Genomic DNA, 12,048 nt, shown 5'->3' on the forward strand with positions numbered 1-12,048 from the left:
CTGTCTCAGATTTTTTTCATTCTTTCCTTTCAGTATTCAATAGGACTGAAATGTGCTATAATGGTACTAATTTTATGGTAGGAATTCATAGAACAAATCTATAAAAAAGAGGTATACATATGTATCCAGATGACAGTTTAACCTTGCATACTGATTTATACCAAATCAATATGATGCAGGTCTATTTTAATCAAGGTATCCACAATAAACATGCCGTATTTGAAGTCTATTTTCGTCAACAGCCTTTTAAAAACGGCTACGCAGTATTTGCTGGCTTAGAGAGAATTGTGAAATACTTGGAAAACTTGAGTTTTTCTGAGAGTGATATTGCCTATTTAGAGTCACTTGGTTATCATGGGGCCTTCTTGGAATATCTCCGTGATCTCAAGTTGGAATTGACGGTACGCTCGGCTCAAGAAGGAGACTTAGTCTTTGCGAATGAACCAATTGTTCAGGTAGAGGGCCCTCTGGCTCAGTGTCAATTGGTGGAAACAGCCCTTTTGAATATCGTCAACTTTCAAACCTTGATAGCCACAAAAGCTGCTCGTATTCGTTCAGTCATTGAAGATGAGCCTTTGATGGAATTTGGAACCCGTCGTGCGCAAGAAATGGATGCGGCCATTTGGGGCACTCGTGCGGCAGTCATCGGAGGGGCCAATGGGACTAGTAATGTTCGTGCAGGAAAACTCTTTGGAATCCCAGTTTTAGGAACTCATGCCCATTCTCTTGTACAGGTTTATGGAAATGACTACCAGGCCTTTAGGGCTTATGCGGAAACCCATAAAGATTGTGTCTTCCTCGTCGATACCTATGATACCCTTCGTATTGGGGTACCAGCAGCTATTCAGGTAGCACGTGAAATGGGAGATAAAATCAATTTCCTAGGCGTCCGGATTGACTCAGGAGATATTGCCTATATTTCTAAAAAGGTCCGCCAGCAATTAGATGAGGCTGGGTTTACAAATGCTAAAATCTACGCTTCTAATGACTTGGATGAAAATACCATCCTCAACTTAAAAATGCAAAAAGCAAAAATTGATGTTTGGGGTGTAGGAACCAAGTTAATTACAGCTTACGATCAACCAGCACTTGGAGCGGTATACAAAATTGTCTCTGTTGAAAACGAAGCAGGAGAGATGATCAATACTATCAAGCTTTCCAATAATGCAGAGAAAGTTTCTACTCCAGGTAAAAAGCAAGTCTGGCGGATTACGAGCCGTGAAAAAGGTAAGTCAGAAGGGGACTACATCACTTATGATGGAGTAGATGTTTCACATCTGACAGAACTTAAAATGTTCCATCCAACTTATACCTACATTAATAAAACAGTCCGAAACTTTGAGGCGATTCCTCTTTTAGTGGATATTTTTAAAGAGGGTCAATTGGTTTATCAACTGCCAACATTATCAGAAATTCAAGAATATGCTCGTAAAAATTACGATCAATTATGGGATGAATACAAGCGCGTCCTCAATCCACAGCATTACCCAGTTGACTTGGCCAAAGATATTTGGCAGGATAAGATGGACCTGATCGAGGAAATGCGTAACAAGGCCAATGGAGAAGGAGAAGCAAAATGAGTTTGCAAGAAGAGATTATCCAACAATTGGGTGTCAAGCCTAGCATTGATCCTCAGGAAGAGATTCGCCGCTCGGTTGATTTCTTAAAAAGATATCTAAAAAAACATCCCTTCTTGAAAACATTTGTATTAGGGATCTCAGGAGGGCAAGATTCAACTCTTGCTGGACGATTAGCTCAATTGGCCATGGAAGAAATGCGCGCAGAAACAGGAGATGCCTCCTATCAATTTATTGCCGTTCGTCTTCCTTATGGGGTACAGGCAGATGAAGCAGATGCACAAAAAGCATTGGCCTTTATCCAGCCGGATGTTAGCCTGGTTGTGAATATCAAGGAGTCTGCTGACGAAATGGTACGAGCAGTAGAAGCGACTGGAACAGAGGTTTCTGATTTTAACAAAGGCAATATTAAGGCTCGCAGTCGCATGATTGCTCAGTATGCTCTAGCTGGAGCACGTAGCGGAGCGGTGATTGGGACGGATCATGCTGCAGAAAATATTACTGGTTTCTTCACAAAATTTGGAGATGGTGGTGCAGATATTTTGCCCCTTTTCCGTTTGAATAAACGCCAAGGAAAACAATTGCTTAAGGCTTTAGGAGCCGATCCTGCTCTTTATGAGAAAATCCCAACAGCAGATTTGGAAGAAGAAAAACCAGGAATAGCAGATGAAGTAGCGCTGGGTGTCACCTATAATGAAATCGATGATTACCTAGAAGGCAAACAAGTGAGCCCAGAAGCTCAAGCCACTATTGAAAAATGGTGGTACAAAGGCCAACACAAACGCCACTTGCCAATCACAGTATTTGATCATTTTTGGGAGTAAAAAGGTCCAGTGGACCTTTTTAGCCCGAGTCTTAAAATAGGAGAACGAGGAAGAAATCGGTAACTCGTAGAGTTCGATTTCGTAGTCTCACCCCCGCAAGGCTGTCTAGATTTGAAAGGTGCTCAAAGAGCTCCGTTCAAATCAGCCAGCTACTGCGTCAATGTATCATTGAAAAGCTCATGGATGAGGTGGATACAAATAGAATTTTTCTATTAATACTAGACAGAAATCGGTAATTCGTAGAGTTCGATTTCGTAGTCTCACCAGACAATATTGTGAAAAGCATCAAAAAGAAGGGCGGTTTCATCCGTCCTTTTCTTCTAGATTAAAATAACCAACTTGCAACGTTCAAGTTGCATAAAAAAAAATGAAGGGAGACAATCTATGAATCATCTTTGAAGTCTTGTCATAGAGACAGAGCGTTTATACATGAGGCCTTTCGTTTTGGAGGATGCACCAGCGATGTTTGAAAATTGGGCTTCTGATCCTGAAACCCTGAAATATGTCACCTGGGATGCCCATGCATCTTCTGAGAGAACCAGAGAATCGATCAAAAGATGGATCGAACAGTATCGTAAACCAGATACTTATAAATGGGCGATCTGTTTGAAAACATTACCGGATCAGGTAATTGGAGATATTAGTGTGGTTTCTCAAGACCAGGAAAGTCAATCATGCGAGCTAGGTTATATCCTTGGCAAGAAATTCTGGGGGCAGGGATTCATGACAGAAGCCGTCATAGCTGTTTTGGAATTCTTATTGAACAAAGTCGGATTTAAAGAAATCAAAGCCACTTATGTCAGTTTAAATCCTGCTTCAGGGAAAGTCATGGAAAAGGCAGGAATGCAGTATGTAGAAACCATCCCTCATGCCATTCAACGCAAAGGATATTGTGGGGATAAAATCATCTATTCTATACAGAATCCCTCTCTATAGGGTGATTTTTACTTGAAGATTCTGCTCAAAGGATTATAATAGTAAATAACGAAAAAAGGAGATTGCTATGTCAGAATTAACGAAAGAATTTACAGACCAGCTCTATGCTAATTATGAAGCAAATGTGAAATATGCGGCTCTTGAAAATGCTGTTACCCACAATGGGATCCATGCATCGCTTGAAACGCGCAAGAGTGCAGTAGAAAATACACCAGTTTTTTCACTTGATTTGACCAAGGATAAGGTGACAAACCAAAAAGCATCTGGACGTTGTTGGATGTTTGCGGCTTTAAATACCTTCCGTCACAAGATGATTTCAAGCTTCCAATTGGAGGATTTTGAATTGTCTCAAGCACATACTTTCTTTTGGGATAAGTATGAAAAATCAAACTGGTTTTTGGAGCAAGTGATTGCTACAGCGGACCAAGAGTTGACCAGCCGTAAGGTGGCTTTTCTCCTACAAACTCCACAACAAGATGGCGGTCAATGGGATATGGTGGTATCCCTCTTTGAGAAATACGGAGTGGTTCCAAAATCAGTTTATCCAGAATCGATTTCTTCAAGCAATAGCCGGGAATTGAACACCTACCTCAATAAACTCTTGCGTCAAGATGCGCAAATCTTGCGTGATTTGATTCACTCAGGCGCAGATAGTGAGGCAGTTGCGAGCAAGAAACAAGCCTTGTTGCAAGAAATCTTTAACTTCTTGGCTATGTCTTTAGGATTGCCTCCGCGTGAATTTGACTTTTCATACCGTGATAAGGACAACCAATTCCATAGCGAAAGTGGGTTAACTCCACAAAGCTTCTACAAAAAATATGTAGACCTTCAATTAGACGATTACGTCTCTATTATCAATGCCCCAACTACAGACAAGCCATATGGAAAATCTTACACCGTAGATATGCTGGGCAATGTGGTTGGTAGCCGTCCAGTCCGCTACCTAAATGTTCCAATGGATCGATTGAAAGAATTAGCTATTGCTCAAATGAAAGCAGGAGAAACTGTCTGGTTTGGTTCAGATGTAGGCCAAGTCAGCAACCGTAAAGCCGGAATCCTGGCAACAGATGTCTACGATTTTGAAGCAGGCATGGACATTCATTTGGTTCAAGACAAGGCGGGTCGCTTGGACTATGCAGAAAGCCTCATGACACACGCTATGGTCTTGACAGGGGTTGATTTAGACGAAGCAGGTCAGCCTCGTAAATGGAAGGTTGAAAATTCATGGGGAGACAAGGTCGGTACAGATGGTTACTTTGTGGCTTCTGATGCTTGGATGGATGAATATACCTATCAAATCGTGGTTCGTAAAGAATTCCTAACAGCAGACGAATTAGCAGCCTATGAAGCAGAACCAATTGTCCTAGCACCGTGGGATCCAATGGGAGCTTTAGCAAAATAATGATATAGAAAAGAGCCGAAAGGCTCTTTTCAGATTGAAGACAAAATATCTTAAAAACTTTCCTTAGGTGAGTACGGACGTCAGCGAACTTCTTTAAAGTTCCATGACTAATTATTGAGTCTAAGGTCTCAATAATTCCGAGTGCCTGAAACAATAACGTTTCAAGCACTTTTCTCACAGCGGAAAGTTTCAGTATTTTCTTAAATCGATTTAAATATTGGAACTCAATTTTGTTTTTTGCAGAATCACTTAACTTATTTTGCTTTAAAATAGTTTGTCTACATTCTAATAAGAGCCGAAAGGCTCTTTTTTTTATATACTCAAAAATAAAAAAGCTGGGAAGTCTAACTAAATAAATCAGATTTTATTCGTTCTGGTTTTTTAACCATTGTTAAAAAAAAGCCGGGCGAAAAGCCCGACTTCTCTGTTATATTATTCGTTATGATTGTTAGATTCTTGTGAAGAAGGCTCAGATGGTTTAGATGGATTTTCTTCGTTCGAAGAGCTAGACGATGGTTCTTCATACGAATACTGATCAGTGGAATAACTTGGCTCATAGTAGTAGTTATTGTAGTTGTTCTTACCATTGTTTAAGTAGAGATAAGAACCACTTCGATACAGTCCACTTGGTTGCGTCCAATCCGTATGACCAGAGTTATTATTATTAGCAAGATAGAGCATCATTTGACGGTAGACATCCGTTGCGACCTGTATTCCATTATCCAATACTGGTGTAAAGCGATTGGAATAACCCGTCCAGACGGCCATAGCATATTCAGGTGTGTATCCTACGAATAATTCATCTGGTGTCACAATACTTGAATAACCTATATTTTTTGTTAACTTATTGACCTCGTTATCATCATAGTTTGATGTACCAGTCTTACCAGCTTGGTAGATTCCCGAAATGGCAGCATTTGTACCGGTACCAGACAAGAGAACTGTCTTCATCATATCTGTCATCATGTAGGCAGTTGTTGCTTTCATTGCACGAGTTCCTTCGGACTCAAATTCCTTGGTTGTGCCATCACTAAAGACAACCCGACTAACATAGGATGGTTTGTAATAGGTACCGCCATTGGCAAAAGCAGCATAGGCAGCTGCCATTTTCTCACTGCTGGCTCCGTATTTGTTGCTAGAATCGCTAGTGTTACTCGAGATAGCGTTGGCGTAAACCATTTCTGGGTAATCGATCCCTAATCCATTGAGGAATTTCTTAGCTTGTTTAAGACCAACTTTTTCCAGGGCCTTCACCGCAGGCACGTTACGAGATTGTTGAATTGCGTAGGTAATGGACATGCTACCATAGTATGAACGGTCCCAGTTGTAGACAGGCGTTGATGAATGAGGGAAGTTGTATGGCGCATCTGTTGTAGTAGCTGCTGTAGAGGTATATTCCTCATGTTCAAGAGCTGGTGCGTAATCTGTGATTGGTTTCATTGATGAACCCCAGTCACGGTTCGTTTCAACCGCTTGGTTTGTACCAAAGGAAACATTGCTGGATTGGTGACGAGAACCCAGCTGAGCAATGACTTTACCAGTATTGACATCAATAACGGTAGAAGCTACTTGCATTTCATCATCCGGGTAATTGACATATTCATCTGTATTGTAGATATCCCATAGTTTCTTTTGAGCTTCTGTATCCACGTTTGTATAGACATCCATTCCGGTTGTCAACAAATTGTAGCCCGTTTCTTCTTCGACTTGCTCGATCACTTCTTTTAGGTAATTATCCATATAAGCTGGATAACTGCTTGAAGAGCTAAGACTTTGAAGACCATCTGTAACAGGTGTATTCACTGCCGCTTCGTATTGTTTATTGGAAATGGACTTCATATCGAGCATTTCTTTTAAAACTAAGTTTCGGCGTTGAAGTGCCGCTTCGGGATGAGAATAAGGATCGTATTGGTTCGGCGCTTGAGGCATCCCTGCTAGAAGCGCTACTTGAGGGAGCGATAGATCTTTTAGGTCTTTTCCATAATAGCTTTTTGCAGCTGTCTGCATTCCATAGTTCCCATTCGCCATAAATACTTTATTAACGTAATAGGTCAAGATTTCTTGTTTGGTTGCTTTCTTTTCTAGTTGGGTTGCTAACCAAGCTTCTTGAATCTTTCGTGATAGGGTACGATCGGAAGCGGAAGTTGAGAAATAGGTTAATTTGATCAATTGCTGCGTTAAGGTTGATCCCCCTTGGCTTCCTCCTCGCAAGTTGTGAAGGAAGGAGCCACCAATCCGAATGATATCGACTCCACGGTGATTGAAGAATCGGTGGTCCTCAATCGCCACGATAGCGTTAACCAAATCAGTTGGGATTTGGTCTGTTGAGACGTTGATTCGTTTCTCAGCACCTAAATCCGCAATCAAGTTATTTTGATTGTCATAAATCTTACTAGATGTTGTGGCAACCAGATCTTTTTCAGACAAGGTTGGTGCTTTCATGGCATAATAACCAAATATCAGTCCGCCAAGGACGAATAAAAGTAAGAAAAATGAAATGGCTGCTATGGCAACATATTTCAACCATTGAATGACTGTTTGTTTATTCATTTAAATACCGCCTAGAAGTTTCTGTTCGATAATATCAAGATAAGGAACGCTTGGAAGACGATTCTTATCTACTAGAAAGCCGTGCTCCTGAATATAGGAGAGGGGCATGGATTTACTACCATGATCGATGTTGTAATAGTGAATTAATGCAGGAGCAGGAAGTAAGTAGGTTTCACTCAACTTTGCAAAATGCAAGAGAACGAAACAGATACCGCCTTGCTGAACAACTGCCTCCATATGATCGATTTGATGTTGATGAAAATTTTTCATCGGCATGGATTGCTTTTGCTGTGTTTCCTTCGCTTCAAAATCGATATAGCGTCCCTTGTATACTCCAGAATAGTCCGTCGTTGAGGCTTGCCTGAAATAGGCTTCAACAATCTTTGCCCGACTGCGACGTGGATAATCCACTTTCACGATTTGAATCGGTGTTGGTTTTTTATGGATGACTGCTAGACCTCGAGAAAGATAGTATTGATTGCTTTCATTGATCATTTTTTCAAATGTCATCCCACGATTCGCAAAGTCGACTGGATGTTTCCTTTGTGTAGAGACCAAGGTTTTTTTGGCTACTTTATGTGGATAGTTGACCATAGTTCTCCTTATTGGTACAATTACATCACTCTATTATATCATAAATTAGAATAATGAGGAAAAAATGAATACCATACTTGTTGCAGGTTATAAGAGTTTTGATGTGGGAGTCTTTTCCAATAAAGACCCTCGACTGACCATTATCAAAAAAGCCATTGAAAGAGATCTTCGTCGTCTATTTGAAGAAGGAGTGAAATGGCTGGTCTTTTCTGGTAATTTGGGATTTGAGGCTTGGGTACTAGAGGTCGCCTTTGCATTAAAAAAAGATTACGATTTTCAAATGGCGACGATCTTCCTATTTGAGAATGTTGGCGAAAATTGGAATGAAAGCAATCAGGAATTATTAGCACGCTTCAAACAGGTGGATTTCGTGAAATATGCCTATCCACACTATAGCAATCCGGGTCAACTAAAAGAATACAATCAGTTTTTGATAGATAACGCGGATGGAGCTTATGTTTTTTATGATCCAGAAAATGAAACCAATTTAAAATATCTTTACAAAATGATGGTAGAAAAAGAACCATTTTATGTCAAACAATTAAGTTTTGATGACTTAAATGAACTTGCTGAAAATTTTTACGAAAACTAAGTGTTATACCTTGATTTTTCTTACCATTTTTTTATATAATTGAGATGATGAACTAGATTGGAGAGAGTAATGGCGAGTATTATTTTTACTGCGAAAGATATTTTTGATCAAGATTTCAAACGAGAAGTTCGTGGTTATAATAAAGATGAAGTAAATGAATTTTTGGATGATGTCATAAAAGACTATGAAACCTATGCTGCTTTGGTGAAGGAATTGCGTGAAGAAAACGCACGCCTTCGTGAAGAACTTGCCCAAAAAGCACAGGAAACACCACAAACATCTCCGATTGCTAGCACTGCTACGCAAGAATACCCGCAAGTGACAACAGCGACGAACTTTGATATTCTCAAACGTCTCAATCGTTTGGAAAAAGAAGTTTTTGGGAAACAGATCGTAGATCGCGATTATTAATCCCATAGATTGTGCAATTTTTGGATAATCGCGTGAGAGAATATTCTCATGAGGAAAGTCCATGCTAGCACAGGCTGTGATGCCTGTAGTGTTTGTGCTAGGTGAATCCATAAGCCTAGGGACTTGGTATTCAAGTTACGGCGAGTGAAGGAGCTAAGTCTAAGGATAAGCTCTAGTAACTCTGAAAGTGCCACAGTGACGTAGTTTTTAGGGAAACCTAAAAAGTGGAACGCGGTAAACCCCTCAAGCTAGCAACCCAAACTTTGGTCGGGGCATGGAATGCGTGGAAACGAACATAGCATTCTGACTGGAAACAGTAGACAGATGATTATCAAAGGAAATGGTACCTAGTCATTTCTGGAACAAAACATGGCTTATAGAAAATTGCATATAGGTTGATGAGGTGGAGAGAGATCTCAACCTCCTTTTTTAAAGTGATAGGAATAAGATGAAAAAACAATTTGAATTGATTGCAACGGCCGCTGCTGGTATAGAGGCTGTTGTTGGTCGAGAACTACGCGATCTTGGCTACGATTGCCAGGTTGAAAATGGACGGGTTCGATTTCAAGGAGACCGTCGAGCAATCATAGAAACCAACCTCTGGTTGCGAGCGGCTGATCGAGTGAAAATTGTGGTTGGGACTTTTCCAGCCAAAACCTTCGAAGAACTCTTTCAAGGTGTCTTTGCTTTGGATTGGGAAAATTATTTGCCTTTAGGAGCACGTTTTCCTATTTCTAAGGCTAAATGTGTCAAATCAAAACTTCATAATGAACCTAGCGTTCAGGCCATTTCGAAAAAAGCAGTGGTTAAAAAGTTACAAAAACATTATGCCCGGCCAGAAGGTGTTCCTCTCATGGAAAATGGGGCAGAGTTCAAGATTGAAGTATCGATCCTTAAAGATCAAGCCACTGTCTTGATTGACACCACTGGTAGTAGCCTCTTCAAACGTGGTTATCGGACTGAAAAAGGGGGAGCCCCTATTAAGGAAAATATGGCAGCAGCAATTCTTCTGCTGTCAAACTGGTATCCAGATAAACCCTTGATTGACCCGACATGTGGTTCTGGAACGTTTTGTATTGAGGCGGCGATGATTGCGAGAAATATGGCACCTGGTTTACGTAGGACCTTTTCTTTTGAAGAATGGAACTGGATGGATGATCACTTGATTCATGAAGTCCGTCAAGAAGCAAGCAGAAAAATCAATCGCGAGATCGAATTGGATATTATGGGAACTGATATCGATTCACGGATGGTTGAGATTGCCAAAGAAAATGCACAGAAAGCGGGCGTTAGCAGTGATATTACTTTCAAACAGATGCGAGTCCAAGATCTTCACTCAGATAAGATCAACGGGGTGATTATCTCCAACCCTCCATATGGAGAACGCTTATCTGATGATGAAGGTGTGACGAAATTGTATACTGAAATGGGGCACGTATTTGCACCTCTCAAAACCTGGAGTAAATTTATCTTAACCAGTGATGAAGGTTTTGAATCTAAATTCGGTGGTAAAGCAGATAAAAAACGAAAACTTTATAACGGAACCCTAAAAGTTGATCTCTACCAATATTTTGGGGAACGAGTAAAACGGCAGATTAAGGCATAGAAAGGATTTTTATGACAGAGAAGGATAAAAAGCCATTAGAGCAAGAAACAGAATCAATTTTAGATTTTGAAGATGCTAAAGAGATGACGATTGGGCAGGCCAATCGAAAGGCAGAAGAAATCGAAGCAGGTGTAACTGAAGGTGATAATGTCTTAGACAAATACATCAAACAACACCGAGCAGAAATTGAAGCTGAAAAATACGACACAAAGATTTTGGCCAAAGAAGAATTGGCTAAAGCTGAAGAGTTGGCAGCTACAGAAACAGTTGCTGAAGTAGCTGAAGCAGTGGAGGCGCCGGAAGTGACGGAAACGGTCTTGGAACAAAGGCCTGAAATGGATGCTATCTCAACTGAATTACCTGCTAAGATTAAATTTGGTCCCACACCAACTGAACCAATTGTAGAAGCTGAGGAACTTCCTGAGGAAACACCAAGCAATGCGGGTAAACGAATCAAAGCGGTTCTATACTCTGCATTAGGTCTTGCGATTGTCGGTTCGGCCATTTTTGTGACCTATAACTGGATGCACAGTCGTGGAAAATCTGGTGGTACAACTGTTGTGTCGTCTTCATCTAGCAAGTCATCTTCTACTTCTAAATCAAGTAGCAGTGAAACACAAGCTCAAAAATTGGAAGAGTTTACCAAAGCCTACGATGCCTTTTTTGTAGATGAATCAAAAAGTGCTCTTAAAAATGATAAATTCGGAGACTTGGAAAATCTGAAGAAACTGCTGGACAAATTAGAAGGAAGCAGTGATTATAATGCGGCTAAAACAAAATATGAAGACCTTGTAAAGCAAGTTTCTGCTATTCAAAAAGTGAATTCTCAATTTAGTTCTCCAGTCATCAAAGATGGAGTTCTTGATGCAACTGCCAAAGCGAAAAGTGATGCGACCTTTGCAGAAACAAAGACAGGCAATGAAAAATTAGATAGCTTATTGAATGAAGCGGTTGCGCAAGGACGTTCACAACAAGTTGCGACACCGGCACCAGTGACTGGAACAGGTGGTACAGATACTTCTAATGCAACCCCAGCCCCAGCTCAAGCAGCAACACCTACGGCCCCAGCTGTCAATGCTGCTACAGGTAGTGCAGGAACGGCAAGTCCAGGCTATTCAGGGTACGGTCTTCCAAGTGATGGTGTCCCACTTCAGCGGAACTTGAGTCGTGTGCCATATAACCAAGCAGCTATCAATGATGTCAATAACCCAGCTTGGGTATTTGGTGATGGGATCCTTGAAAAAGTATTGAATATTGCTCGTAAACGTGGACATATCACTGGCAATCAATACATTTTAGAGCGTGTCAATATCATTAACGGTAATGGCTATTACAACCTCTTCAAACCAGATGGAACCTATCTCTTTAGTATCAATGCCAAGACTGGTTATTTCGTAGGAAACGGAAAAGGTCATTCAGATGCTCTGGATTATTAATGCTTGATCAGACATCCCCTTTTTGGGAAAAATGACAATAAAAAAGAGAGTGGGACAGAAATCGGTAATTCGTTAGAATTCGATTTCGTCGTCCCACCTCCGCACAGTTGAGTAGGGCTG

Annotated in this window: 10 protein-coding genes and 1 other RNA gene; 9 read left to right on the top strand and 2 right to left on the bottom strand. The window is 40.7% G+C overall.

Annotation, left to right across the window (positions count from 1 at the left end; genetic code table 11):
• Positions 1-119: 119 nt before the first annotated feature.
• The 4 genes from I2E70_RS08505 (at position 120) to pepC (ending at position 4,739) form a co-directional block, all read left to right on the top strand.
• Entirely contained in the window at positions 120-1,580 is a 1,461-nt protein-coding gene (locus I2E70_RS08505; RefSeq protein ID WP_009732324.1) for a nicotinate phosphoribosyltransferase, read from the top strand.
• Entirely contained in the window at positions 1,577-2,401 is an 825-nt protein-coding gene (gene nadE, locus I2E70_RS08510) for an ammonia-dependent NAD(+) synthetase (protein WP_003010362.1), read from the top strand. The genes I2E70_RS08505 and nadE overlap by 4 nt, the downstream gene beginning before the upstream one ends.
• Positions 2,402-2,830: 429 nt before the next feature.
• Positions 2,831-3,337 (top strand): GNAT family N-acetyltransferase, encoded by a 507-nt coding sequence (locus I2E70_RS08515; protein WP_227038458.1) that lies wholly within the window; start codon positions 2,831-2,833, stop codon positions 3,335-3,337.
• Between the two features lie 67 nt (positions 3,338-3,404).
• The gene (gene pepC / locus I2E70_RS08520; protein ID WP_195424431.1) at positions 3,405-4,739 is read left to right on the top strand and encodes an aminopeptidase C; all 1,335 of its coding nucleotides are present in this window, start codon (positions 3,405-3,407) and stop codon (positions 4,737-4,739) included.
• A gap of 432 nt (positions 4,740-5,171) precedes the next feature.
• On the opposite strand, the gene pbp1a is transcribed toward pepC, so the two are convergent.
• Positions 5,172-7,289 carry a penicillin-binding protein PBP1A gene (gene pbp1a, locus I2E70_RS08525; RefSeq protein ID WP_195424433.1) on the bottom strand — a complete coding sequence of 706 codons (2,118 nt, stop codon included), beginning with the start codon at positions 7,287-7,289 and terminating at the stop codon, positions 5,172-5,174.
• Positions 7,290-7,883 (bottom strand): Holliday junction resolvase RecU, encoded by a 594-nt coding sequence (gene recU, locus I2E70_RS08530; RefSeq protein WP_003010355.1) that lies wholly within the window; start codon positions 7,881-7,883, stop codon positions 7,290-7,292.
• A 64-nt stretch (positions 7,884-7,947) separates the two neighbouring features.
• Here recU and I2E70_RS08535 point away from each other — a divergent pair, with 64 nt between their 5' ends.
• The 5 genes from I2E70_RS08535 (at position 7,948) to I2E70_RS08555 (ending at position 11,928) form a co-directional block, all read left to right on the top strand.
• Positions 7,948-8,475: a DUF1273 domain-containing protein gene (locus I2E70_RS08535; protein ID WP_023920293.1), complete on the top strand. Its 528-nt coding sequence runs from the start codon at positions 7,948-7,950 to the stop codon at positions 8,473-8,475.
• A gap of 69 nt (positions 8,476-8,544) precedes the next feature.
• The gene (gene gpsB, locus I2E70_RS08540) at positions 8,545-8,886 is read left to right on the top strand and encodes a cell division regulator GpsB (RefSeq protein WP_049496141.1); all 342 of its coding nucleotides are present in this window, start codon (positions 8,545-8,547) and stop codon (positions 8,884-8,886) included.
• Between the two features lie 16 nt (positions 8,887-8,902).
• Positions 8,903-9,268, top strand: an RNA gene (gene rnpB / locus I2E70_RS08545) — RNase P RNA component class B.
• Positions 9,269-9,334: 66 nt separating this feature from the next.
• Positions 9,335-10,492, top strand: coding sequence for a THUMP domain-containing class I SAM-dependent RNA methyltransferase (locus I2E70_RS08550; protein ID WP_195424435.1), 1,158 nt, complete (start codon positions 9,335-9,337; stop codon positions 10,490-10,492).
• 11 nt (positions 10,493-10,503) lie between these two features.
• Positions 10,504-11,928: a cell division site-positioning protein MapZ family protein gene (locus I2E70_RS08555; RefSeq protein ID WP_049482720.1), complete on the top strand. Its 1,425-nt coding sequence runs from the start codon at positions 10,504-10,506 to the stop codon at positions 11,926-11,928.
• The last annotated feature ends 120 nt before the right edge of the window (positions 11,929-12,048 follow it).

The sequence above is a fragment of the Streptococcus parasanguinis genome (genome assembly GCF_015556095.1).
Lineage (GTDB): Bacteria > Bacillota > Bacilli > Lactobacillales > Streptococcaceae > Streptococcus > Streptococcus parasanguinis_Q.